This window comes from Duganella violaceipulchra, assembly GCF_019166075.1.
Classification (GTDB): Bacteria; Pseudomonadota; Gammaproteobacteria; order Burkholderiales; family Burkholderiaceae_D; genus Rugamonas; species Rugamonas violaceipulchra.
Genome location: NZ_JAHTGR010000013.1, coordinates 75,877 through 101,274 on the forward strand (window position 1 = coordinate 75,877; position 25,398 = coordinate 101,274).

Genomic DNA, 25,398 nt, shown 5'->3' on the forward strand with positions numbered 1-25,398 from the left:
TTGCGCCAGCAGCAGTGCAGCACGCGTAGCGCCACCGTCGGCGGTGATGTCGCCCGCGATGAGGATGGGACAGAACCGTCGGCGGCATCGCGCCGCCAGGCGCACGCCACGCACGTCGGTTCCGGGCCCTCCGGTGTGCTGAATGCGCGCACCGGAACCGGTGGCGCAAGGCAGCAGAAGGCAAAGGTCTGGCAGTCTAAGTCAGGAGTATTGCGCGGTGCCGCAGCCATCGGACGTGCAGCCAGCATCTCCATTTGCAGCGGCAAGTCCTGAGCGGAACTGGATAATGGCACTCCACCCAGCAAGAGCAGCCACTGGAGATACAACACCAGATGTCTTACGCGGCGGGACGTAGCGATGCGCCTCATGGCCGATCGCCCCCTGACGTGGGTGCAACTGCAGAGCGGATTGACCTGCGCCGTATCAGCAGATACACCGCCGGCACGACGAACATCGATAGCAGCGGCGCTGTGATCATGCCGCCGACCATCGGCGCCGCGATACGTTGCATGACCTCGGAGCCTGTGCCTGATCCGATCATGACCGGTACCAGGCCGGCGATGATCACGGCAACCGTCATTGCCTTCGGTCGTACACGCAGCACGGCGCCCTCGCGGATGGCGTCAAGCAGGTCGGCCTCGCCCGAAGTACCTTTCACCAGCCGGGCTTCCCACGCGTGCTTCAGGTACAACAGCATGATGACGCCGAATTCTGCCGACACACCCGCCAGGGCAATAAAGCCGACACCGCTCGCGACCGACAGATTGTGCCCCAGTGCCCACAGTAGCCAGATGCCCCCGGCCAGCGCAAACGGCAACGTTGCCATGATCAGAGCCGCTTCGTCGATGCGCTTGAAGGTCAGATACAGCAGAACGAAGATGATGAGCAAAGTCATCGGTACGACGACCTTGAGCTTGGCTGTCGCGCGCTCAAGGTATTCGAATTGCCCAGACCAGGACACCGAGTAGCCCGCTGGAAGTATTACCTCCTTGGCGACGAGCTGCTGCATCTCATGCACCGCTGAGCTGAGATCACGGCCCCTGATATCGACGTATACCCAGCCCGACAGGCGTGCGTTCTCGCTCTTGAGCATCGGCGGACCGTCGTTGATACGGATCGTTGCAACGTCGCCGAGCCGTATCTGCGCGCCACGCTCGGTCAGCATTGGCAGCTCGCGCAATTTCTCGACAGAGTCGCGCACCTCGCGCGGATAGCGCACATTGATCGGAAAACGCTGCAAGCCCTCGACCGTTTCGCCGATATTGTCACCGCCGATGGCGCTCGACACGACGCTCTGCACGTCGGAGATGTTCAGGCCATAGCGCGCGGCTGCCTCGCGGTCGATATGGATATCGACGTAGCGACCGCCGTTGAGCCGCTCCGCCAAGGCCGACGATACGCCCGGTATGCCCTTGACGACCCGTTCAATTTCCGCAGTGATACGGTCGATCTCCTGCAAGCTCGCGCCGGCTACCTTGACGCCGACCGGGCTCTTGATCCCTGTGGCCAGCATATCAATGCGATTGCGGATCGGCGGGACCCAGATATTGGACAGCCCCGGCACTTTGACAATATGGTCAAGTTCATCGACCAGCTTGTCGGTGGTCATGCCAGGCCGCCATTGGTCACGGGGCTTGAACTGGATCGTCGTCTCGAACATCTCCAGCGGCGCAGGGTCGGTGGCGGACTCGGCCCGGCCGGCCTTGCCGAACACGGTTTGGACTTCCGGCACGGTCTTGATCAGGCGGTCGGTCTGCTGCAGCAGCTGTGCGACTTTGCCGGCGCCGATACCAGGCAGGGCCGACGGCATGTACAGCAGGTCGCCCTCATCCAACGGCGGCATGAATTCACCGCCCAGGCGCGACATCGGCCAGATCGTCACAAACGCAATCAGGCCTGCCACCACCAGCGTGGTTTTTGGACGGCGCAGCACGATTTCCAGCAACGGCCGGTAGAGCGCGATCAGCCACCGGTTCAGCGGGTTTTTCTGTTCGTCCGGGATACGTCCACGAATCAGGTAGCCCATCAAGACAGGGATCAATGTCACGGCCAGGCCAGCCGCTGCCGCCATCGCGTAGGTCTTCGTAAAGGCTAGCGGCGCGAACAACCGTCCCTCTTGTGCTTCCAGCGTAAATACCGGAATGAAAGACAGTACGATGATCAGCAGCGAGAAGAAGAGTGCCGGGCCGACTTCAGCCGCCGCATCGGCGATCACCGTCCAATGGGCGTTGCCGGCTAGCTTTTGGCCCGGGTGGCTGTGATTCCACGTCTCGATATGCTTGTGGGCGTTCTCGATCATCACCACCGCCGCATCGACCATGGCGCCGATGGCGATCGCGATGCCGCCCAACGACATGATGTTGGCATTCACCCCTTGGTAAGACATGACGATGTAGGCGATCAGTATGCCCAGCGGCAGCGACACGATTGCCACCAGCGCCGAGCGGATATGGAACAGGAAGATCGCGCAGACTACCGCGACGACGATGAGTTCCTCGATCAGTTTGTGCTCCAGATTGTCGACCGCGCGTTTGATCAAGTTGGAGCGGTCATACACCGGAACGATTTCAACGCCCGCCGGCAGGCTCGATTTCAGTTTCGCGAGCTTAGCCTTGACGGCTTCGATGGTTTCCAGCGCATTCTTCCCGGAGCGCATGACAATCACGCCGCCGGCGACTTCGCCTTGGCCATCGAGGTCGGCGATTCCTCGCCGCATCTCCGGCCCCAGTTCTATGCGCGCCACGTCGCCCAACCTTACCGAGACCCCCGCGTCCGTCGTCATCAGCGGGATTTTCCGGAAGTCGTCAAGCGACTGCAAATAACCGGACGCGCGCACCATGTACTCAGCCTCACCCAACTCCATGACGGAGCCGCCACTTTCTTGATTGGCTCGCTGTACGGCCTCGATCACCTTACCGTGCGGGATGGAATAGGCACGCAGCTTGCCAGGATCAAGCACGATCTGGTATTGACGCACCATGCCGCCTACGCTGGCCACCTCGGACACATTCGGCACAGATTTTAGCTCGAATTTCAGGAACCAATCCTGGAAGGCGCGCAGCTGCGACAGGTCGAGCTTGCCGCTGCGGTCGACCAGCGCGTACTCGTAGATCCAGCCCACGCCGGTTGCGTCCGGCCCGAGCGCAGTCTTCGCCTGCGCCGGCAGGCGCGATTGCACCTGGTTCAGGTATTCCAGCACGCGGGACCTGGCCCAGTAGGGATCAGTACCGTCCTCGAACAGGATATAAACGAAGGAGTCACCGAAGAACGAATAGCCGCGCACCGTCTTGGCACCGGGTACCGAGAGCATGGTGGTGGTCAGCGGATAGGTCACCTGGTTCTCGACGATTTGTGGCGCCTGACCCGGATAGGTCGTGCGGATGATCACCTGCACATCGGATAAGTCCGGGATCGCGTCGAGCGGCGTGCGCGCCAGCGACCATACTCCCCAACCGGCGATGAACACAGTGGCCAGCAAGACCAGAAATCGGTTGGTGATCGACCAGCGGATCAGTTTTGCGATCATTTCTTCGCTCCCGTCGGCACCGCAGGCATCTTCATGCCGCCCATGGCCTTGTCGTTGACGACGGGCGCGTCCGCGACTGGCGAAATCGCGACGATCTCGAAGGTGCCGTCCTGGCGCGGCTTGATGTCAAACGCTACGCGGTCGCCCACGTCGACGTTGCGCGGCAGGCCCGCCGGTGGCGTCTTGAACCCCATGGTCATCGCTCTCCACTGCAGGGTGGCGATCGGGCCATGGGAAATCGTGACCTCGTCCTTGTCGATCCGTTCGACCTTGCCTTGACCGTGATGAAGTGGCGCGTCCTGGGGCGATCCGGATGACTGGGCGTCGCCCATACGGGTCGTCGTTCCCTTCAGACTGGCCTCGGAATCGAGCAGGAACTGGCCCGACAGGACAATTTTTTGCCCGGCAGTCAGGCCCTTGCGGATTTCGGTCAGGCCATTGCCTTCACCACCGACCTCGACATCGATCGGCTGGAACTTTCCGCCATCCTGCGCCAGGACGACAACGCTACGCGTTCCGGTCTGGATCACAGCCTCCGACGGCACCAGCAGAACGTCGGTGTCTCGGCTGGACGTGAAGGTGATTGTGGCGAACATGCCGGGGACCAGTTGTCCGCCAGTGTTCGCTAGTTCAATCCGTGCTTTGAGCGTTCGCGTCGCGGCGCTTACCTCCGGCAGAACCGCGCCGACCTTGCCCTTGAAGACGCTACCCGGCAGCGCTGGCGACCGCGCCTCGACGGCGTCGCCAGGGTGCACTTTGGCCGCCACGTTCTCTGGCACGTCCGCGTTCACCCAGACAGTGGAGAGGCCGTTGAGGCGAAACAGCTGTGCGCCCGACGCCACAGTCATGCCTTCGCGGGCGCCAAGCTCCGCGACCACGCCACTGACGGGGGCCGAGATAGTGATGCGCGGATGCACCTTACCGCTCGATTCGACCAGCCGGATCTGCCCATCAGTCATCCCAGCTAAGCGCATACGCTGGCGGGCGCCGTCGACCAGCGATGCGGTGTCGCCACCCTGCATGCGGCGAGCCGCCAGGAATTCCTCTTGCGCCGCGATCCAGTCGGGCACATACAATTCGGCCAGCGGCTGTCCCTGCTTGACGGTATCGAGCGCAGCGCGGACATACAGGCGTTCGATAAACCCGTTGCTGCGGGCCTGCACCAGCGCGACGTCGCGGTCGTTGTACGCGACGCTGCCAACCGTGACGACACCGGATGGCAACCTGCCGGCAGTCACAATGGCAGTGCGGATGCCCAGGTTCTGCTGGACACGCGGGCTGACGATGACGGAGCCGTCGTCGCTGTCCGCGCCAGCGTAGACCGGCACCAGCTGCATGTCCATGAACGGTGACTTACCGGGTTTATCAAACTTCTGGCCGGGCACCATCGGGTCGTGCCAGTAGAGCGGCTGCCTGCCGTTGCCGGCGGCGACCGGCGGGGCGTCGCCGCCGGCTGGCATGGTCTGCATGCCCTGGTGTACACCAAGCCGATAGACGCCGTTTCCGCCAGCCGCGATGGCAATGGCGGCGATCGCAGCGAAAGTGTTCTTGTTCTTCATTGGGATTCCTGATGGCTGTTGGCGGCGGAGTGTTGGTTGGTTCCACCGTCGGGAAAGAGGAAGTTCAGTTGTGCCCATAGGCGTGCGGTGTCCAGTTCGATCTCCAGCGCCTGAAGGCGGAGCTCTACCTCACCGCGCCGCGTGGCCAGTACGTCGGCTAGCGTGCCTTTTCCGCCGCGGTAGGCGGCCAGCATCGCCTGGCTGCGCTCAGCCGCCAGCGGCAACGATTCGCGGGTGTAGCGGGCAATCCGCTCCCGGCCGCTATGCCAGGCGATGATCATGGTGCGGGTCTGCGCGACATGCTCGCGCAGCATCTCATCGCGCTCGGCCTTCGTCTGTTCGACCAGGGCAAGCTTGGCGGTGAGCTCACGGTCCTGCCGGTTTTTCCGGTCCCACTGCAGCGGCACCGAAATCCCGATCGACACCATGTTCGAATAGGCAGAGCCGCGCTGCTGGAACGCGACATCGACGCTCCAGTCGATGTGCTGATTTGCCCGTGCCAAATTGGCGTCGGCTTGCGCGATGTCCTCCTGCTTGTTCAAGACCGCAATCTCCGGGTGATGGGCGAGATCGGTATCGAGGGTGGCTGGGTCCAGGCGAATACGCTCGATATCCGGCGCACCGGTCACCGAGGTCTCTTCGCCCGTCCACCGCGCCAGCATGGTGCTGGCGGCGCGCTGGCGGCGCTGGACCTCGCTGGTGCGGTCATCAAGCGCGAGGAGCGCGGACTTGGCCGCCAGGATATCGGCCGAGCTGCCGCGCCCACCACGGTAGGCCGCCTCGGCGGCTTCGATTTCCTGGTGCGACACAGCTGCCTGCGCGGAGACTGCGCCCGCCATTTCGCCCGTGTAGAAAACCTCAAGCCAGGCGATGGCGGTGTCGCGCTGGATAGCGGCCAGCGCCACATCCTTTTGCGCCATCGCCTTGTCGCCTTCGATCTGGTAGCGTGCGGAACGCCAATGCAGCTTGTCAGCGCGCGTCAGCTCCTGCGACAGCCCAATCCGGCGCATGGTCATGAAGTCATTGCCCAGGCTAAGGCGATCGGAACCACTTACGGGAAGATTGTCGATACCAATCTTCAGCACCGGATCGGGGCGTTGGCCGGCGGCGACCGCCATCTCATTGGCGGCCGTGATGGCCTGGTCTTGGGCGCTAAGCTGGCGCGAGCGGGCTGCGGCCCGCTGCTGCGCCTCGCCAAGTGTCAGCGACTGTGGCGCCGCCAGTGCGCTATGGATGGCGGCGAGGAGCGAGAGCGCGAACGCCGCCTTCGGTGCGATTCGAAGACGGGAAGCGCGCGCATTAAATTGCACGGAAAACGGGGATGACATGGTATCTCCAGAATGCGATAGACAACACCGCGCGCCGGGGTGACGACGCGGTGGCGGACTAGGCGGCCTGGAGGGTTAAATGCGGAAACAGCAGTGGCGTATTGCTATTGGGGGAGCTGTGGCATGCGTCAGCGCCACGGGGACGTGGGGGGCGTTGGCAGAAGCGGCAGCGATATTAGAGAGCTGCAAACTCAAAACCAGCGTCGCCGGCACAAAAGGTGGCACGTCCGGCATCGGTGTCTTGTCGAGCGACTGCTTGGAGGTGGCATCATGTCCATGGAGGTGGCAAAGCGCAGGCTGGGTCGCGTCCATGCCTTGGCAGTTGGGCATATCGATCGCCATTGCGCCTGCAGATGCGGTATCACGGAGACCGTCCATCGGCTGGCCCGGACACACGTAGGACGCGACAGCGAACTGCATATACAGCAGGCTGAGTATCGCGACGATGACCGTCAGAAAGCGCGAGAAACGGGAGGTCTTCATTGATAAAAAGCTACTAATCGGATAATTATTTACTTTATGGGTCGGTTCAAGGTACCAATCCTTACAAACAATATAAAGCTTACCACGGGCGGAAGGTCAATGCTTTTTTGAGGTGTATTTGATTGACTGCTTCCGCTTTTTTTGACCTACATAGGCTCATGTGTGATCTTCGGCGGGTCAGATTTGATCTGTATTGGGGTCATGTGTTCTGGCGTACGCATCAATCGGGCAATCGCATAGAAATAGTTATTCGTCAGTTGTTTCTGCATATAAAATTGTCTACGTTTTAAGTTCTGCATTGCTGTGTCTGTACAGCCGCGTCACGACTGTCGCCCGCATGCTGCTGGGCGTGCATAGTGTACGTGGCGCAACCCCATAGGAGCCTGAGCCTTGAGCAGCATTCATGAAACTGCGTACTGCCCCGTATCAAGGGAGTCCGAGAACACAGCGGCACTTATTTCAAGGCCCCGCCACTTGCCGTGCTCTACCCCGTCGAAGCTTACTTGGCATGGATCGAGCTGGCCGCCCTGACTACGCTGCGCTCGATCTTTCAGCAAGCCGGTGTTGCGTTCGTTGAGCAATACAGCAAGCACTCCCTGCGACGAGGTTTTACCAACTTGGCCGCTTCAAATGGCTGGAACATCAAGAATGGAGTATGTCGGATGGAAGGACCTCCGTTCGGCCGTGCGCTATCTTGAGGCGATCGACCCGTTCCTTACTTATCGGGCGGGGAACTTAGAATCTGTTAATAAATTGATCAGGAAGGCATAAACGTCATGCGCCCCTTGCCGCAGCGAATGTTTGATTTTTTCGCGCTATCCCGTTTCCGTGGATTGGCGTTCGGAAATCGGCCGCCGATCGGCGCCTACGTTAGCGACGATGGCCTAGCCTTTGGTGTCCTTACGCGGTGCGACCGTTCTGGCTTCTTTGGTGTGGAATGCATGCGCCGACGAACAGATAACGTGTGGGCCCTGACCAAGTCGGACATCCGTCTGATGCACCACGCCGAAGCGATGGAGATGCTGAAGCGGGAACTGGCCCCGAACCAATCCCCCCTGCCGGTGCCGTCCGGGGAGCCCGTGCGACCGAACCTTGCGAAACTCGGCCGCTCAGGTGCCTGCGAAGCCTTTCGCTTGTTGAGTAGCCGGTCGCACCATCCTGCGGCTTGGGCGTTGAACCAACTTTATCTCGCCTTCCCCCGACCGGATAATAACTGGGCGAGCGATTGCCAGACCAGTAATTTTCATACCCGCCTATGGGAAGCTTATTTGCTAGCCTGCTTTCGCGAGCAGGGCTGCATGGTGAAGCAGGATGTCGTGTCGCCAGATTTTTGGATCGAACGGAAAAATGGCATGGGGGCATGGATTGAAGCAGTCACTGCTAACGATATCCCTTACGAGCATGTGTCTCACGGCCCTCATGGCCTGCCGAAAGAGCCACCCGACGCGGTTGAGCGACAGACGGGGCCAGCTGCGGTGCGATTCGCAAAGACGATAAGAAGCAAATTACAAAAGAACTACACCGACATGGATCATGTCCGTGGAAAGCCATTTGCGATTGGCATTGCCGACTTTCACGCGCACGGCTCCATGATGTGGACCCGCGCGAAGCGTTGCTAGCTTACCTATATGGCGTCTACGGCACCATCGAAGAGAGGGATGGAGAGAAAGTTGGCGTTTTGAACAGCATCACGGAACTGATGGGCGCGGAAAAAATCCCAGCGGGCTTGTTCCGTTCGCCCGAGAGTGCAAAGTTATCTGCGATAGTATTCTCCAATGCAGCGACCATCGCCAAATTCAACCGAATGGGTTATCTGGCCGGGATTCGTCCGGAAGGTCTTCGAATGATACGTGCGGGGGCCATCTTTGATCGCCGTCCAGGAATGCTTGCGCCCATTCCCTTCGCGTTGGATATCGCAAGCGAAGATTACGCGTCGCTTTGGCCCGGAGTCGGCGAAACCTGGTCGCTTGAGCTCGAGATTTTTCACAATCCGCTGGCGGATCATCCGTTGCCGTTTGAATTGCTGCCGGAATGCTCGCATTGGTTCGTTGATGAAAATGGCGACATCAGTACGAAAGCATGTCATAAGAACAATATCATGTCGTCACATACCCAAGTATATGGTGAAGGCGACGGCGACTTTGTGTAGTTATGCGGTGGGTGAAATCTGGCATAGGCGCCGTAGCGCAAGGTGCAGCAGCCCAGGCTCTTGAATGCGCGCCAAACCCGCATGCGGGCCGTCGCGCTGTTGATTGGTAGGCTGACAATCAAGGCCAGCCAGGTGGGAATAGGAGTCTTCATGCGCTTAGCATAGTGCTAAGTCGCGCTTGCTACAAAATTTATCGCTATCTCTGCAAAATTATAGTTTAGTGCTTGTGGCGATGGTGAATGTCCGGATAGTGAGGGTGGCTGTGTCTGAGTGGCGCGTGCTGGTGTGCATGCGCGTGCGGTTCGACACCGTCCCAGTCGAAGTCGTGTTCATGCTGGTGGTGCTCGTCGTGGCTGTGTTTATGCGCGTGCGACATGGGCAGATGTTCGTGCTCGTGCGCATGGGACTCTGTCAGGTGCAGCCAAATGCCACCGCCCATCAGTGCCGCCGCCACCCAGAACAACGCGCCTGGAACCTCCCCCAGCATCAGCAACGACAGCGCGGCGCCGGCAAATGGCGCCGCCGAGAAGTAAGCGCCGGTGCGGGCCGTACCCAGATGGCGTAACGCCAGCACAAACAGCACCAAGCTCAGGCCATAGCCGCAAAAGCCGACGACTCCCGCCAGCAGTATCGTAGGCGCTGCCGGCATGCTCGCTCCCAGCGCCAGTCCGATCGTCAGGTTGACCGATCCGGCCACCAAGCCCTTGGTGCCGGCGATCTGCAGCGGGTCGCTGGCCGATACCTTACGGGTAAGATTGTTGTCGATACCCCAGCACAGGCAGGCGCCGATAATGGCGATAGCCCCCCAAGGCAGCCCGGCGGCTGGCGTTTGATCCCACGACAGCAGGACGCCTGCCGCAACAATGAGCAGCATGCCGATGAAGACGCGCCGGTCGAAGTTTTCTTTGAACACAAACCAGGCCAGCATCGAGGTCAGCACGCCCTCCATGTTGAGCAGCAGCGACGCCGCAGACGCGGAGATACTACTCAGCCCCACCATCAATAACAGCGGTCCCGCGACGCCGCCGGCGGCGATCGCGCCGGCAAACCAGGGCAAATCATGGCAGGTCAGCGCGACCGGCTGGTCTTGGCTGTTGCGCTGGACAACCGCACGCACGGCGTAGCAGACCAGCAGGCCGATGCCGCTGCCAAGGTAAAGCACGCCAGCCAGCGCCACTGGCGGCATCTGCCCCACCAGGGTCTTGGCGAAAGGAGTACTGGCGCCGAACAGGACGGCGGCCAGCAATGCGTAAATCACACCGATATGCATAAGATGATCCAGAACTTGGGAAAATGATATTGTAGGGTCTGCCCAAGGACAGGCCCTGTGCCGTTTATTTATTTTACGGCGACGTCGCCGATGAAGACGCTCTTGTCAGCAAAGGTGATGCTGGCCTGCAGCCTACTGCCTGCGGGCGGCTTGGCACCCTTCGCTTCCATGGCGTTGTCGCGGGTTGGCTGCAATGGGGCTTCACCCTTGGCCGCGCTGCTAAACCAGACCAGCTTGCCAGTCGCGCCTGCAGTGGGGACTTTCGCACCTTTATCCGTCAGGTACACGACTACACCGCTGGCGGAGCTGCTCGCATTCAGTTTGATCGTTTGCTGTGGCTCATCGTCATGGTCGGGATGCGCGAACGCGCCGGTTGACACGCTCAACATCACGGCCAGTACTGCCCTTACAAATTTCATAGGTTTCTCCTTGATGGCGGCGATTGGATATCGGGCTCGCCGCCCTTGGCCCGGGCGCCTGCCTTATTTTCGGAAAATGTCGCTGTAGAAGCCACTGGCCTGGAGCACGATAGTGACCGGCTCCCCGCTCAGGTTCTTCCAATACCAGCCGTGCACGCCGGTGAACGGCGCGATCAGCGAACCCCGCGATTCGCTGATGCCCTTGCTCAGGATGAAACTTTCAAATTCATCCTTGCCGGCGTCAACCGGCTCGCCATGGAAATCTTGATTCACCATCTCGCCGTTCTTGGTTTTCCAGGAGTAGATCAAGGTGGCCCCCTTGGCCAGGTGGGTTTTTACCTCCAGCCCCTTGTTGGGCGGCAGCACGATCTCCATGACGTCGGTACGGTAGGCGGTTTCCTGTGCCGATGCGATCGTCATCTGCCGCACTTCGTCTTTGGCGGGGACGGTCGAGCCTTTAGTCGCCCCTTGCAGGTCCGGCACGGCGGGAGCGACGGCGGCGACAGGCGAAGCGGGCCGATGCAGCTGCGTCAAGCCCAGCGCTTTGCCTGCGCCGGTGGGGTCGATGCCGTATTCGGCCGGCAGCACCGTCGTCACCAGCAGCAGGCCGGCCACACCGGTGGCGATCAGCACGCCGCGCAACAGTTCTTTTTTAGGGGCGACAATGGCGCCGTTCAATGGTTGAGTCATGGTGTTTCCTTATTTGGTTAAGAAGCCGGTAAATTGGAAACCCGCCAGAAGCAGGCCCAGCGTCATCAGTACGAAGTCGCCCTGGACGGCATGTCGCGCGAAGCTGACGGTGCTGCGCCAGTAGCGCATGGCGATCAGGATCATGCTCAGGGCCAGCAACTGGCCGACTTCCACGCCGACATTGAAGGCGACCATATTGGGAATCAGGCCGTCCGGCGACAATGCGAAGTCCTGTAGCTTGGTGGCCAGGCCCAGGCCGTGGAAGAAGCCGAAGATCAGCACCGCCGCCTTCTTGTTTGGCCGCACCCCGAACACCGTGCGGAACCCGCCCAGGTTGTCGAAGGCGCGATACACGATGGACAGACCGATGATCGCATCGACCAGATAGGTGTTGATATGCCAACCGTTGAGCACGCCCATCAGCAGCGTGGTGCTGTGGCCGGCGGCGAACAGCGTCACGTACACGCCGACATCCTTCAGCCGGTACAGGAAGAAGATCACGCCGCACAGGAACAGCAGGTGGTCATAGCCAGTCACCATGTGCTTCGCCCCCAGATACAGGAACGGCAGGATCTGCACCCCACTGCTCCCTTGCAGGAAGCCTTTGTCCGATTCCGATACGCCATGTGCCAGTGCGGCTGCGGCCGCCACGCTCAGCACGGCGCCCATCAGCCAGGAGCGCCAGGCGGTACCCCGTTTAAAAAACGTCATACAAAACTCCTCAAGTTGATAATGGATTGCGGGCCGCCTTGCGGCGGCGCAGCACCATGCCGGTGATCGCCGGGAGGACGAACAGCGTCAGGATGGTGGACGTGACCAGGCCGCCGATGACGACGGTGGCCAGCGGCTTCTGTACCTCGGCGCCGGTGCCGCTGCCGATCGCCATCGGCACGAAGCCCAGCGAGGCAACCAGCGCGGTCATCAGCACCGGACGCAGGCGTTCCATGGCACCCTCGACGACGGCCGTGGCCGCCTCGACGCCGTCAGCCAGACGTTTGTTGATGGCCGAGATCAGCACCAGGCCATTGAGCACCGCAACGCCGGACACGGCGATGAAACCCACCGCCGCCGAGATCGAGAACGGCATACCGCACAGTATCAGCGCGAACACGCCGCCCGCCAAGGCCAGCGGCACGGCGGTGAGCACGGTCGCGGTCAACATCACATTGCCGATCGCCATATACAGCGCGGCAGAAATCAGCACCAGACACACCGGCACGATCAGCGCCAGGCGCGCGGTGGCGGCTCGCAGGTTCTGGAATTGGCCACCCCACTCCATCCAGGAACCCGGCGTCAGTTTGACTTCCTTGGCCAGGCGGGCCTGGGCCTCGTCGACATAGCCGCCCAGGTCGCGGCCGACCACGTTGGCCTCGACGTAGATGCGGCGCTTGCCGTTGTCACGACTGACTTCGTTCAGGCCTTGGGTGAAGCGGAACTGCACCAACTGGCGCAGCGGTACCGAAGCGCGCTGCTGTTCGCCGGTGGCAAGCAACATCACCGGCAAGGAACCCAATACATCCAGGTTGTCGCGCAGCGCGCCGGGCAGGCGCACCACGATGTCGAAACGACGGTCGCCTTCGAAGATCTGGCCGGCCGAACGTCCCGCCAGCGCGGTCGACACCATGTCGGCCACTTCCTTTACCGTCAAACCGTAGCGTGCGATGGCGGCACGGTCGAAGGCGATATCGAAGGTCGGGAAACCTTCCGTTTGCGCCACCCGCACGTCGGCCGCCCCGGGTGTCTTGCGCAGCACTTCGGCCACGCGCCTGGCGCTGTCGGCCAACTGGTCCAGGTCGTCGCCATAGATCTTGACGGCGACATCGCTGCGCACGCCGCCGATCAACTCGTTGAAGCGCATTTCGATCGGTTGGGTGACGTCATAGTTGTTGCCGACGATCGGTTTGGTTTTCTCGCGGATACGCTCGATCACCTGTTCCTTGGTGGTGACGCCAGCCGGCCATTCATCCTTCGGCTTCAGGATGATGTAGTTGTCCGACGCGTTGGGCGGCATTGGATCGGCCGCCAGGCTTGCGGTACCTGCCTTGGAATACACCGTCTTTACTTCCGGCAGCGTCAACACCGCGCGCTCCAGGGGCAGGTCGAGCGCCAGCGACTGGTCGATGCTCGTTGACGGGATGCGCACCGAGGACAGGTTCAAGTTTTGCTCATCGAGCGTCGGCATGAATTCGCGGCCTACGAAGGAGAAGGCGACTCCCGCAAGTGCCAGCACCGCCAGACCCGCGGCGATAAACGGCAGCGGGCGCTCGACCGCGCGGCGCAACCATGGCAAGTAGCGCGTCTTGCTGACGGCGATGAGCTTGACTTCCCGCTCCGCCACCGGTCCGTTCATCAGCACGGCGATCATGGCCGGCACGAATGTCAACGACAGCACGAAGGCGGACGCCAGGGCCAGCATCAGGGTAATGACCATCGGCGAGAACATCTTGCCCTCCACGCCCTGGAAAGTCAGGCACGGCAGGAACACCAGGAAGATCACCAGCTGGCCATAGACGGTCGGGCGCAGCATCTCGCGCGACGACGCCACCACCTCCTCCAGCCGCTCCTTGAGCAGCAGCAGGCGCCCCTCCGTGTGCTGGCGTTCGGCCAGCCGCCGCAATGTGTTTTCCACGATGATGACGGCGCCGTCGATGATCAGGCCGAAGTCCAGCGCACCCAGGCTCATCAGATTGCCGGAGATGCCGAGCGAATTCATACCGATTGCGCTCATCAGCAGCGACAGAGGAATGACCAGCGCCGCGATCAGCGCCGCGCGCCAGTTGCCCAGCAGCCCGAACAGGATGGCGATCACCAGCAACGCCCCTTCGGCCAGGTTCTTGGCCACGGTGGTGATGGTGGCCACCACCAGCTGCGAACGGTCCAGCGTCGGCACGATCGCGATCCCCTCCGGCAGCGTCTTGGACACTTCCTTCAGCTTTGCGCCCACCGCGTGCGCCACCGTGCGGCTGTTCGCACCGACCAGCATCAGCGCACTGCCGACCACCGTTTCGTAGCCGTCGCGGCTGGCCGCCCCGGTGCGCAGTTCACCGCCCACGTTCACCTTTGCCACCTGGTCGACCGTGACCGGCACACCTTTGTGGGTGGCCACCACCGCGCGGGCAATTTCGTCCTGGTTGCGGATGCGGCCATCGGCACGCACCAGATAAGATTCGCCCGAACGGCGGATGTAGTTGGCGCCGACCGACACGTTGGCGTCCTCCAGCGTACGCGCCAGCTCGGCCAGCGCCACCCCATGCGCGGCCATCTTGGCGGAGTCGGGCTCGACCACGTATTGCTTGACATAGCCGCCCAGCGAGTCGACGTCGGCCACGCCTGGCGTGGTGCGCAGTTGCGGCCGGATGATCCAGTCCTGCACCGTGCGCAGATAGGCTTGTCGAGACACATTGTCGGCCAGGTGCTCGCCCTGCTCGGTCAGGAAGCTGCCATCGGACTGCCAGCCTGGCTTGCCGTCATTGCGTGGCGCGCCCTTGCCGTCGGGATGGCTGTACTCGACGCTGTAGTGGAACACCTCGCCCAGGCCGGTGGAAACCGGTCCCATTTGCGGCGAGGCGCCTTCCGGGAGATCCGGTCTGGCCCGCGCGAGGCGTTCGGATACTTGTTGGCGCATGAAATACAAGTCCGCGCTTTCCTTGAACACCGCGGTGACCTGGCTGAAGCCGTTGCGCGAGAACGAACGCACGCTTTCAACGCCGTTCAGGCCGGCCAGTGCGGTCTCGATCGGGAACGTCACGCGTTTCTCGATTTCGACCGGGCTCAGGGTCGGCACCACGGTGTTGATCTGCACCTGCTTGTTGGTGATGTCCGGCGTGACGTCGATCGGCAGCAGGTTCAGCTGCCAGGCGCCGGCCAGCGCGACGACCAGAGTCAGGAACAGGATCAGCCAGCGCGCACGGACCGAACCGGTCAGTATGGAATCAATCATCATTCGTCCTTGGCGCTCTTGATCATGTCGGCCTTGACCAGGAAGGCATTGCGGGTGGCCACCTGCTGCCCGGCGGCAACGCCGGACACGATCTGCGCCACGCCACCGCTGCGGGTGCCCACCAGCACCGGCTGCGCACGGAAACCATCCTTGGTCCGCACGAACAGCACGTCATGGCCGTTCACGTTCTGCACCGCGTCCTCGGGCACGACCAGGCCGGCGGCGCCGTTCTTGACGTGCAGGCGGGCCTGCACGCCCTCTCCCACCACCAGCGCGCGCACCGGCCCGACCGGCGTCAGCACCACGGTCGCGGCGCGCGTGCTTCCGCTGACGGTCGGCGTGACCGAGCGCACGGTCGCTTCCACCGGTGCGCCGCTGGAGGCCACGATGGTGGCCCTGTCGCCGACGGCGACGCGGCCGATATCGGCGACCGGCAGCGAAGCTTCTACCTGCACCTGGCCATCGCCTGCCACCCGGAACAGCTCGGTTTGCGGCTGGACGAAGCCGCCCAGGGTTGCCATCTGGGCGGTGATCTTGCCGTTGATGGGGCTGACCACCGACACCGATTTTCCGTCGGCGGCAACGTGGGCAGCCTTGGCCACGAAGGCAGAGCGCTGCAGCTCAGTCTCGGCCACGGCCAGCTCCGATTGCGCCGCTTCCATTTCCTGGCGTGGCGTCACGCCTTGCGCGAACAGGCTGGACTCCCGCGCGTAGTTTTTGCGGGCCAGTTCGGCCTTGGCGTTGGCCACGCTGCGCTCGGCCGCCATGGTGGCAGCTTCCAGCGAAGCGACCTGGGCCAAGGTGTCGCCGGCACGTATGGTGTCACCCAATTGCCGGTTGACACGCGAGATAGTGCCGGAGGCACGCGCCACGATCACCGCTTCACTGTTCGGTGGCGCAGCCACAGTGCCGGCGGTAAGGATCTCGGCTTGCAGCCCGCCATTACCTACCGGTTCCACGGCGATCTTAGCGATCGCAAGGTATTCGGACGGAATCTTGACCTCGACGCCGTTGTCGGTTGGGGCGGCGGCCGCCGGCGCTGCGGCGCCGCTTGTGCTGGCGGCGGGGGCCACCGGCGCATTACGTGATGCCAGCCAGTGTGAAGCGCCGAAGCCAAGCGCGGCGGCGAGCGCCACCAAACCCGCGACAAGAGGCCTGCTCAGCGGTTCGCGTTGTTGTTCCATCATGGTGTTTCTCCAAATACGTTGCGGCCTTCGGCCAGAGAGAGGGTGGCAAGCGCGCGCACCCGGGCCAGGCGGGCTTCGATGGTGAGCGAGGTCGCTTCGGACAGGGCGCGGCGTATGGCCAGCAGCTCGACCAGCGCGGTCTTGCCGGCGTCGTAGCCGACCCGTCCCAGACGATAGGCTTCGGTAGCGGCGGCCTCCCCTTGCTGGGCGGCCACCAAACGGCGTTCGGCGGCCTGTACCTGGGCCGAGGCTGAACGGTGCGACGAGACGGCGTCGAGGCGGGCCGCTTCCAGCCGCATGCTCGCGCTGGTGGCGCGTTCCCTGGCGGCGTCGATGCCCGCCTGGTTGCGGTCGAACAGCGGAATGTTGGCGGTCAGCGCCACAGTCGCGGCCTTGTCGTCGGACCAGCCGAACTTGCGCATGCCGACGCTCACGCCCAAGTCCGGTAGCCAGCGCTTTTGCTCCACTTGCACCTGTGCCGCGACGGCGTCGCGTTCGGCGGCGGCACTGGCGAGGGCCGGCGCGTCCTCCGGGGTCCATTCCGGCCGGGTGGGCCGCGTCGCGAGCGAGGCCAGGAATGACTGGCCAATGCTGGTGTAGGGCTCCGCAGCGCCGGCCAGTGCCGATAGCCGCTCCAGTGCCTCGATGGCGTCGGCCGATGCCGATTGCACGGCGGCCTGCGCGGCGGCGACGCCGGCTCGCGCCAGCGCCAGGCGAAGCTCGGCCTCGCGGCCTGCCTTGACCAGTGCCTGCGCCGCGCGCAGGTCGTCGTCGGCCCGCCCCAGTTCGGCGTCGGCCACCTGCCTGCGCTGCTGCATTGCTTCGGCCGTGGCATAGGCCACCGCCAGTTCGCCGGCGAACGCCAGCCGGACTTGCCGCTCGCGTGCCCCGGCAGCTGCGAACTTGCGCTGTTCGGCTTCGACGCGCGCCCCGCGTTTGCCGCCAAGTTCAAACACTTGCGTAACGGTATAGGTGTCTTGGCGCTGGGATACACCGCCGGAGCGTGGTGCGCCCAGATTCTCAGCGGTGGCGCTGATGGTCGGATTGAGCCAGGCGCCGGCTTGGCGGGCGTCGGCGCCCGCAGCGCGCACATTGGCCGCCTGCTCCAGCAATTGCGGCGCGCTGGCCTGCGACTGCTGGAGCAACATGGCGAAAGATGGCGCCTCTGCCGCCTGACTCAGCGAAGCGGCCGTGCCCAAGACGAAAGATAAAACGGTTCGGCGGACGACGAAGTCCGCCGAACGGCCACGCGCCAACGCGCGTGAGCGTACAGATATTTTTTGCATGAAAAGCCCCTGCTGGATTGAACTGGATGCAGTCAAGCGGGCGGGGTCTGGCAGCGGCCGTCAAAAGCCGTGCATAGGAACGCCCGCGCTCAGGCGAGCGCGCGAGGAGGTCGAAGTAGCGGTATGGTGGTGCGATCAGAGAAGCCGTCAGAACGGAATATCGGCACAACGCGCGGTGTCACCGGCAAACACGGTTCATCGAAAGCGGAAAGCAGGATGTTCATGCCGCAGCCTTGCTCATAGTCGGCAAGATGCTGAATGGATTTATGGGAACTGTCGACGTGAATGCCGCCATCATCAGCATCGTCATCATCATCGTGATGGTGCAAGACGTGTTCAGCATGCTCTGCCATATGTTGGGCAATAAACGCCAGACCTTGTCCACTGCCGCTGCCCAATACGTGCGTAAGATTGCGCTCCGCCGCTGCAATCGCTTGCAGAGGAAGGACCAGCATCAGCAGTATCAAGAGGGCATTTTTCATTTCCGGGCGATTATAGCAGCCGCTGACTATTCCACACCGCACCAGGCACGAAAAGCGTTGACGATGGGGGAGTTGAGAAACGACCGAATAATCTCTTGGATTATCTACAGAACGCCAAAGTATTCAGAGCGGAAAAATCATCCAGACTCCGTACTTCCCCAGAAAAAAAGCCTGCGTCAGATTGACGCAGGCCTTTGATTTCAAACGTATTCTGGTGGGAAGTGCAAGTTTCGAACTTGCGACCCCTGCAGTGTGAATGCTCTCGGACGAGACTAGGGGAGTTCCCCGAAGACAGCCTTCATAGGGGGCGCCGCCGAGTGATGGCTCCCGCCGGCTCCCGGAAAATCCCTCAGGACTCCGTACTGCCTCCGTACCCGCTCTCCGTATTTTCTTTGGCCACGCGCTGGAAAGTGGAAATGCTCTACAAGTCTGCCAGCGGTATGTCAGCGCCTGCGGTGCCCGCTTCAAGCGCCGCAATCAGGATGCTCAAATCGTGCTCCATACGCACCAAAGTCCGCGCGTCCAACGTCGCCAACGCATCGGGCAATACACCGGCAAAGGGTCCGGGGGCGCTGCCCAGACGTACCTCCCCCGCAGGCAGCAAGGTAACGGTGGCGGCGCGCCGATCGCTGCCGTTCCTGTCCAAGGCAATCAATCCCTGGGCCGCCAGGCTCTTGAGCAGATTGCTGGCCGTGGTCTGGTGCACGTCCAGCGCGCGGGCCAGTTCGCCGACGCCGATGCCGGGCCGTTGCTGGACCACGCTGAGCGCCCACAACTGCGAGCCGCCGATGCCGGCGGCTTTCTCGACATTGCGGAAATGGGTTTTGACGGCGTTGAAGACGACCCGAAACTGCCTCAGTACTCTGGTGGGCGATGGCAGTTCAGCGGCGCCGGCGTGGCCGGCAATTTTATTTTCGGTTGGATTGGTCGATGACATGCCGGAATGATAGTCGAAAACCGCCCATCCGCCATCCCGCACGGTGAAGTATGGCTCAATCGCCGGCACCGCGCTGCGGCCAGTTTTTTTCCAGAATGGCCCACAGGATGAGGCCATAGGAAAGCAGCCGCACCAGATAATGGTAAGGCGAATCCTCGTTCACTGCGCCATCCCAGGCCGAATAGATCCGGTGCGCGCCCTCCACCAGGAACGAGAGGGCGAAATACAGGAAAAAACGTTGCCCGGAACTGCGCCAGAAACGCAAGAAGAACAAGGCAATCACACAGGAGGCCATGGCGATGGCGCCGGTCAGGAAATTGATCATGCTTGCCTCACTTGTCTTCGTAGATTAGGCCATACAGCAACAACAACAGCGCCACCAGGGCGCTGGCCAGACGCAAGGGCAGCAGGTCCACCTGCGGGAACACCAGCTTGTCGAGCACCAGCAACACATTGTTGACCGACATGCCGATGAAGCACAGGCCGCTCCAGAACAGCAGGCGCACGCCGTTGCGCCGGTACCTGGTGAGCAACATCCATGCGCAGGCCAGCGAGGTGAGCGTGCAAAGTCCATAAATGGTCTGCGCCATGTCAAACGTCCTTTCGCCAGGTGAAGGCATCGGCAAATTGCTGTGCTTGCCTATCGGTTTTGGAGTGTATCAGCCCCGCGATGGCGACCAGGTTCGACGCGTAGGCCTGCGCCAGGAGGTCGATCATGGCTGCCAGCTCGGGGTGGCGCGGCCAGTAACGATACGTGACACGCTGGTGCGTCCTGCTGCCGGCCAGGGCGCCCATGGTGCACAGTTCCTCCAGCAGCCGGCGCGCCGCCCGCTCGGCAACGTAGAGCCGCTGGGCGACGGCGGCGCTGTCCCACTCTTGCTCGGGCCAGGAACGCAGCAGCAGCAAGGCCTCCAGGTGCGGCACCGACGCCACGCTGGTCAGGATGAAACGCCGCAGATCGTCCGGCAGCGGCGGCGACGTCATCGGCCGGCTCCCGGGAAGCCGTGCAAAGCCGTCGCCTTCTGACTGAACAGCTCGCTCGCATGACGGGCCAGGTCGTTCATCCCATAGCCGGCGGCCAGTTGCCGCGTCAGCCAGCGCGCCTGACCGCCGTCGCGCAGCAGCTGCTCGATCTGGGCGCGCGCGCGGCCGAAGCCGGGATCGTCGGACTTGGGCGCCAGCCGGGACATGTCGGCGTTGATCACGTCGGCGATGGAGCAGGAACGCCCGCTCTCCGGATCGATCCACACGCCGTCGATGCCGTCGCGCGCGGCGCTGAAGCGGTTCCAGGTGTACAGCTCGGGGCCGTCGTCGGCCGGCCAGCGGCCCGGCTGGCGGTAGGCCTCGATGCACAGCGCGCGCGCGTAGCAGGCCAGCGCGGCCGCGTAGGCCGGATGCAGCGGCGTGTCCAGCACGCGCAGCTCGATGGTGCCGAATTCCGGCTTGGGCCGCACGTCCCAATAGAAGTCCTTGATGCTGCCGACGATGCCCAGCCCGGCCAGGCGGGCGAAGTGCTGCTCGAACTGGCCCCAGCTGCGGATGTGGGCCGGCATGGTGCCGCTCATCGGAAAGGCCCCGACCACGTTGCTGCGGGCGCTGCAAAAGCCGGAATTCTCGCCCTGCCAGCACGGCGAATTGGCCGACAGCGCGATGAACAGCGGCGCGCGCTGGGTCAGCCAGGCGCACAGGCGCACCGCCTCGTCGCCGCTCGGCACGCCGACATGGACATGCATGCCGAACACGGTAAACAGCTTGGCCAGGTAACCGAACTTCCGGGCCGAGGCGCGATAGCGGTCCTTCGGGTAGATGCGCTGGTCGCTCCAGCGCTGGAACGGATGGGCGCCGCCGCCGGCGATCACCGCGCCGACCGCGAACGCGGCCCGTTCCACGCTGCGGCGGATTTCCTCGAGTTCGGTCTCGGCCTGCTGGTAGTTTTCCAGCACCGAGCTGGCCACCTCCAGCATCGAGGTGGTGATTTCCGGCGTGGCGATCCAGCGCTTGTCCTGCAGGTCCAGCAGGCGCAGGATATCCGGCGCCGCCGGCAGCAGGTCGAACGTCAGGCGGTCGAGCACCATCAGCTCGAGCTCGATGCCCATCGTGCCCAGGCGCGAGTGGGCGAACGGCGGCAGATAGGCCGGCCCCTGCCCCGCCACCGCCGCCGCCTGCGCGTCGGCCATTGCCCGATCAGTCATGCCCGTCCTCCTCGTGGTGTTCGCCGGCCAGCCGCAGCCCATACCAGGTCAGCGCCGGCGCGACCAGCACGTTGAGCGCCAACAGCGCCGCCATGATCTGGTTGGCGCCCTCGCTCAAGCCGGGGTAGCCGGTCATCGAATTGTCCACCATCAGGGCGCCGAAACTCACCAGCGAACCCATCGATAGCGCCAGGGCGTTCTTCTTCGACCGGCTCCAGGCCAGCGCCGGCGCCAGCGCGACGCGGGTCGCCGCGATACGCGCGGCGAACAGCAGCAGCGCCACGCCCAGCGCCTGCCAGTGCAACAGCTGCTGCAGCTGCACCAGCGACGACGACATCATGAACAACAGCGCGTAGCCGATGTCCTGGCCGGTGCGCAGCTCGGCCTGGAACACATTGTCGCGCTTTTCTGCGTTGCGCAGCAACACCCCCATCAACAACAGCGACAGCAGCGCGCTGGCCGCGCTGACCGAGCACAGGCCCAGGTCCATCAGCAGCGCGGCCAGCAGCATGCCGGGCCGCATGCGCGCGCGCGCCCTGCTGAGCCGCGTCGCCAGCGCGTACAGCCCGTAGCACAACAGCGCGATCGCCAGTCCGCCGCCGAGACGGCCCAGCTGCTGCATCAGTTCGGCGCCGTAGCCGGTCAGGGCGCCGCCGTCGCGCGCCTTCAGCCAGGCCAGCGTCGGCACCAGCACCAGCAAGGCCATGACGTTGCCCAGGCCGACGAAATTGGCGCCTGCGAACACCGTCACGCCGCTGGCGTCGGCGTCGGACACCATCGAGGCGTAGATGATCGGGCTGGCGGCGATCAGCATGGCCGCCATGAAACCGGCCTCGCTCCAGCCGAGCCCGCACAGCACGAGCAAGGCGCAGGCCACCGCGCCCCGCAGCACGCAGGCCAGCAGCAGGCTGGCGCCCTGGCGCCGGCTGCGCCACAGCCAGGCCAGGTCCATCTTGCGGCCGACCTCGAACAGCACCAGGGCGGTGGCCGCATTGAACAATTCCTGGAATTGCGTGGCGACGGCGGTGTCGATCAGGCCCAGGCCGCTCACGCCGAGCGCCAGCCCGGCGATCACCGCTCCGTACAGCCTGGGCAGGCCGCGCGACTCCAGCACCAGGCCTAGCATCTGGGCCAGCAGCAGGCCGGCGCCCAACAGCGCCAACGGCGACGACCACCAGAGCGGCCAGGAGATCAGCTCAGCGCTCATGATCGGCCGTCCACAACGCCGCCAGCGCCGCCATCTCACGGTCCAGCAGCGACACCGCCCGGGCCTCCGCCGCCGACCCGGCGGGCGCCATCAGTGCCACTTCCAGGCGGGCCCGTAGCGGTGCCTGGCCGGTTTTCTGCGGCAGCCACAGTCGCCCCACCAGCAGTTGCCCGCTGCGGGCGATCGCGGCATAGGTGGCGCTGCGCTGTTGCGGCAAGGATGGCAGCATCAGGTGGAACGAGGCCGGCCACGTCGCGCCCGGCGCGGCGCGCGCCAGCTGCACCTGGATCGCGGCCCGCTGCTCAAGCCGGCTATCCTCGCGCGCGAAGGGCAAGGGCATGGGCATGGCCGGATCATCGCGCTGATCGGCCTCCAGCAGGTGCACACATTGATGCTCGCCCTGCCACACCAGCGCCGGCCCGACTCGTTCGGCCGCTCGGCCGCGCACATGGCGCCGCCAGATGTCCAGCAGCGCCGGCGGCGCGGCCAGGTCCTCGTCCGCGTCGCTGGCGGCCAGCACGTCTCGCTGCAGCTGCTGCCACCGCTGCGGCTCCCAGGCGCGCGTCGCGGCGCGCTCGGCCGGCGTCCAGCGCCATTCCGTGGCGAGCCAGCCGCCATCGCCTGACCGGGCCAACAGCACCACGCGCCGGCTGCCGTCGGCATCCTCGCTCGGCTGCGCCCACGCCTGGCGGCGCCAGCGGGCGTTCCAGATCGGCCAGGGCGGCGCGCCGGCGAGCGCGGCCCGCCAATGCCACCACCTCGCAGGCGTGCTGACGCAGGACGACACGCCCAGGCTGTCCACGACCCAGCGCCGCATCACCAGTCTGCCGCGCCAGGCGCATTGGGCGGGCATGGCCAGCCAGGCGGCCGGCGGACTGCTATCCTGTTGCGTGCAAAACACTGGCCGGCTATGCGCCAGCGTGGCGAATGATCGAAGCGACGCCGGCAGTTCGGTGTCGGCCGGTGCCGGGGGCGCCGCCCACAAGCGGCAAGCGAACAGGCCAAGCAACAGCCCAGCGATGCGGCGCCGCTGGCGTGCGCAACGACTTGAAATAATTGATGGGTGCATTTGACAAATTATATTGCAACAAAGTATATTTGTACAAATGTAGTTTTGATCGACATGTCCAATTCTCGCAGCAGCGCCTGTAAAGGCCTTGATCCTCGTACCGGCGAGGATTTTTTTAGATCCCCCCCTATCAGATGATAAACAAGCACAACACCACCGCCGCATTCAACCGGGAATTCCGCAATTGGCGGATCTGGGCCACCCGCGCCCTGGTGGTGGCCGCCGCCGCCGCCGCCGGGTTGGCGGTGACGGGCTTCACCTGGCTGGGCGAACAGGCGCTGTCGCTGTTCATGCAGGGCTTCCACGTCAAACCGTGGCTGGCGCTGCTGTGGACCCCGCTGTGCACGGCCGCCATCGTCTGGATCACCCGGCGCCACTTCAGCGCCGCCGCCGGCTCGGGCATACCGCAGGTGATGGCGGCGCTAGACCCGCTGGCGCCGCCGCACGCGACCGGGCGGCTGGTGTCGTTCAAGCTCAGCCTGGCGAAGGTCGGACTGACCACCTGGGGCTTGCTGGCCGGCCTGTCGCTCGGGCGCGAGGGCCCCTCGGTGCAGGTGGCCGCCGGCATCATGCTGACGGTGCGCCGCTGGCTGCCGGAACGCTCGTCGGTGAGCACCCACGGCCTGTTGGTGGCCGGCGGCGCGGCCGGCATCGCCGCGGCCTTCAACACGCCGCTGGCCGGGGTCATGTTCGCCATCGAGGAGTTGTCGCGCACCCCGGAACAGCGCAGCAGCGGCCTGCTGATGTCGGCCATCGTGCTGGCCGGCCTGATCGCGGTCTCGGTCTACGGCAACGCCACCTACTTCGGCATCATCCACACCAGCGGCATCGACTTGTCGCTGCTGCTGCCCGGCGCGCTGGTCGCGCTGACCAGCGGCTTGGCCGGCGGCCTGTTCTCGCGCCTGCTGCAGGCCTCGCTGGGCGGCCACGGCGGCGACGCCCTGTCGCGCCTGCGCCGTGCCCATCCGGTGGTGTTTGCCGGGCTGTGCGGCCTGCTGGTGGCGGTGATCGGGGTGGTCTCGGCCAGCGCCACCTTCGGCAGCGGCTACAGCCACACGCGCGACATGGTGGCCGGCCGCGAAAGCGTGCCGGCGCAGTTCCTGCTGCTGAAGTTCGTCGCCACTTGGCTCACCACCTGGTCGGGCGTGCCGGCCGGGATCTTCGCCCCCTCGCTGGCGATCGGCGCCGCGCTCGGCAACGATATCGCGCTGCTGCTGCACTCGCCGCAGGCGACCGCCCTGATCGCGCTGGGCATGGTCGGCTTCCTGGCCGCCGCCACCCAGGCGCCGCTGACCTCCTTCATCATCGTCATGGAAATGGTCGACGGCCACGCGATGGTGCTCAGCCTGATGGCGTGCGCGATGGTGGCGCGCACCGTCTCCCATGTGATCAGCGCGCCGCTGTACACCGTGCTGGCGCTACAACAACTGGCCAACGCGACCGCCCTGGCGGCGCCGCCAGGCGACGGGCGCGTTTAGGAACGCCCACTATGTGCTAAAGTGCAACAAGGGTGATCGTGCCAACCGGCGCGACAGGATGTGCGATGGCCGGGCCGCCACGCGGCCGAGTAGCGTCAATGCATGCAAAACATCCCTCTTTCCGCCGTCTCCTCGCTGATCGATATTTCAAACCATGCCCGTTGCCGTAACGGCGCATGCGTGCCTGCTTCAACTC

At 63.9% G+C, this 25,398-nt stretch carries 22 protein-coding genes and 1 pseudogene; 3 read left to right on the forward strand and 20 right to left on the reverse strand.

Annotated elements, in window-relative coordinates; genetic code table 11:
- Window positions 1-364: 364 nt before the first annotated feature.
- The 4 genes from KVP70_RS22695 to KVP70_RS22710 form a co-directional block, all read right to left on the reverse strand.
- Window positions 365-3,526 carry an efflux RND transporter permease subunit gene (locus tag KVP70_RS22695; RefSeq protein ID WP_217944574.1) on the reverse strand — a complete coding sequence of 1,054 codons (3,162 nt, stop codon included), beginning with the start codon at window positions 3,524-3,526 and terminating at the stop codon, window positions 365-367.
- Window positions 3,523-5,085, reverse strand: coding sequence for an efflux RND transporter periplasmic adaptor subunit (locus tag KVP70_RS22700; protein ID WP_217944575.1), 1,563 nt, complete (start codon window positions 5,083-5,085; stop codon window positions 3,523-3,525). Before KVP70_RS22700 ends, KVP70_RS22695 begins: the two co-directional genes overlap by 4 nt.
- Window positions 5,082-6,413, reverse strand: a complete 1,332-nt coding sequence (locus KVP70_RS22705; RefSeq protein ID WP_217944576.1) for a TolC family protein — start codon at window positions 6,411-6,413, stop codon at window positions 5,082-5,084. The genes KVP70_RS22700 and KVP70_RS22705 overlap by 4 nt, the downstream gene beginning before the upstream one ends.
- 75 nt (window positions 6,414-6,488) lie before the next feature.
- The gene (locus KVP70_RS22710) at window positions 6,489-6,896 is read right to left on the reverse strand and encodes a hypothetical protein (RefSeq protein WP_217944579.1); all 408 of its coding nucleotides are present in this window, start codon (window positions 6,894-6,896) and stop codon (window positions 6,489-6,491) included.
- A gap of 797 nt (window positions 6,897-7,693) precedes the next feature.
- Between KVP70_RS22710 and KVP70_RS22715 the strand changes: the two genes are divergently transcribed.
- Complete coding sequence (locus KVP70_RS22715) at window positions 7,694-8,515, forward strand: hypothetical protein (RefSeq protein WP_217944580.1); 822 nt, start codon at window positions 7,694-7,696, stop codon at window positions 8,513-8,515.
- Window positions 8,491-9,045 (forward strand): hypothetical protein, encoded by a 555-nt coding sequence (locus tag KVP70_RS22720; protein ID WP_217944582.1) that lies wholly within the window; start codon window positions 8,491-8,493, stop codon window positions 9,043-9,045. Before KVP70_RS22715 ends, KVP70_RS22720 begins: the two co-directional genes overlap by 25 nt.
- Window positions 9,046-9,068: 23 nt before the next feature.
- On the opposite strand, the pseudogene KVP70_RS35675 reads toward KVP70_RS22720, so the two are convergent.
- The 16 genes and pseudogenes from KVP70_RS35675 to KVP70_RS22795 form a co-directional block, all read right to left on the reverse strand.
- Window positions 9,069-9,197 (reverse strand): annotated as a pseudogene (locus KVP70_RS35675) (chromate resistance protein ChrB domain-containing protein); the annotation flags it as partial.
- A 65-nt stretch (window positions 9,198-9,262) separates the two neighbouring features.
- Complete coding sequence (locus tag KVP70_RS22725; protein WP_217944584.1) at window positions 9,263-10,315, reverse strand: DMT family transporter; 1,053 nt, start codon at window positions 10,313-10,315, stop codon at window positions 9,263-9,265.
- 68 nt (window positions 10,316-10,383) lie between these two features.
- On the reverse strand, window positions 10,384-10,734 hold the full coding sequence (locus KVP70_RS22730; protein ID WP_217944585.1) for a hypothetical protein: 351 nt from the start codon (window positions 10,732-10,734) through the stop codon (window positions 10,384-10,386).
- Between the two features lie 63 nt (window positions 10,735-10,797).
- On the reverse strand, window positions 10,798-11,424 hold the full coding sequence (locus tag KVP70_RS22735) for a hypothetical protein (RefSeq protein ID WP_217944586.1): 627 nt from the start codon (window positions 11,422-11,424) through the stop codon (window positions 10,798-10,800).
- Between the two features lie 9 nt (window positions 11,425-11,433).
- The gene (locus KVP70_RS22740; RefSeq protein WP_217944587.1) at window positions 11,434-12,135 is read right to left on the reverse strand and encodes a HupE/UreJ family protein; all 702 of its coding nucleotides are present in this window, start codon (window positions 12,133-12,135) and stop codon (window positions 11,434-11,436) included.
- Between the two features lie 10 nt (window positions 12,136-12,145).
- Window positions 12,146-15,364, reverse strand: coding sequence for a CusA/CzcA family heavy metal efflux RND transporter (locus KVP70_RS22745; protein WP_217944588.1), 3,219 nt, complete (start codon window positions 15,362-15,364; stop codon window positions 12,146-12,148).
- Window positions 15,364-16,551 (reverse strand): efflux RND transporter periplasmic adaptor subunit, encoded by a 1,188-nt coding sequence (locus KVP70_RS22750; RefSeq protein ID WP_217944589.1) that lies wholly within the window; start codon window positions 16,549-16,551, stop codon window positions 15,364-15,366. Before KVP70_RS22750 ends, KVP70_RS22745 begins: the two co-directional genes overlap by 1 nt.
- A complete protein-coding gene (locus KVP70_RS22755) occupies window positions 16,548-17,699 on the reverse strand; it encodes a TolC family protein (RefSeq protein WP_229225033.1) in 1,152 nt (383 codons plus the stop codon). Before KVP70_RS22755 ends, KVP70_RS22750 begins: the two co-directional genes overlap by 4 nt.
- 227 nt (window positions 17,700-17,926) lie before the next feature.
- Window positions 17,927-18,319, reverse strand: coding sequence for a hypothetical protein (locus KVP70_RS22760; RefSeq protein WP_217944593.1), 393 nt, complete (start codon window positions 18,317-18,319; stop codon window positions 17,927-17,929).
- Window positions 18,320-18,740: 421 nt separating this feature from the next.
- Entirely contained in the window at window positions 18,741-19,256 is a 516-nt protein-coding gene (locus KVP70_RS22765; RefSeq protein ID WP_217944595.1) for a MarR family winged helix-turn-helix transcriptional regulator, read from the reverse strand.
- Between the two features lie 55 nt (window positions 19,257-19,311).
- Complete coding sequence (locus KVP70_RS22770; protein ID WP_217944596.1) at window positions 19,312-19,581, reverse strand: DUF5985 family protein; 270 nt, start codon at window positions 19,579-19,581, stop codon at window positions 19,312-19,314.
- Between the two features lie 7 nt (window positions 19,582-19,588).
- A complete protein-coding gene (locus KVP70_RS22775) occupies window positions 19,589-19,846 on the reverse strand; it encodes a DUF5985 family protein (protein ID WP_217944598.1) in 258 nt (85 codons plus the stop codon).
- 1 nt (window position 19,847) lies between these two features.
- Window positions 19,848-20,240: a hypothetical protein gene (locus KVP70_RS22780; RefSeq protein WP_217944600.1), complete on the reverse strand. Its 393-nt coding sequence runs from the start codon at window positions 20,238-20,240 to the stop codon at window positions 19,848-19,850.
- Window positions 20,237-21,448 carry a YbdK family carboxylate-amine ligase gene (locus KVP70_RS22785; RefSeq protein ID WP_229225034.1) on the reverse strand — a complete coding sequence of 404 codons (1,212 nt, stop codon included), beginning with the start codon at window positions 21,446-21,448 and terminating at the stop codon, window positions 20,237-20,239. Before KVP70_RS22785 ends, KVP70_RS22780 begins: the two co-directional genes overlap by 4 nt.
- Window positions 21,441-22,655 carry a cation:proton antiporter domain-containing protein gene (locus KVP70_RS22790; protein WP_217944602.1) on the reverse strand — a complete coding sequence of 405 codons (1,215 nt, stop codon included), beginning with the start codon at window positions 22,653-22,655 and terminating at the stop codon, window positions 21,441-21,443. Before KVP70_RS22790 ends, KVP70_RS22785 begins: the two co-directional genes overlap by 8 nt.
- Window positions 22,645-23,457, reverse strand: coding sequence for a hypothetical protein (locus KVP70_RS22795; RefSeq protein ID WP_217944604.1), 813 nt, complete (start codon window positions 23,455-23,457; stop codon window positions 22,645-22,647). The genes KVP70_RS22790 and KVP70_RS22795 overlap by 11 nt, the downstream gene beginning before the upstream one ends.
- A 401-nt stretch (window positions 23,458-23,858) precedes the next feature.
- Between KVP70_RS22795 and KVP70_RS22800 the strand changes: the two genes are divergently transcribed.
- Window positions 23,859-25,202 (forward strand): chloride channel protein, encoded by a 1,344-nt coding sequence (locus KVP70_RS22800; RefSeq protein WP_217944605.1) that lies wholly within the window; start codon window positions 23,859-23,861, stop codon window positions 25,200-25,202.
- The last annotated feature ends 196 nt before the right edge of the window (window positions 25,203-25,398 follow it).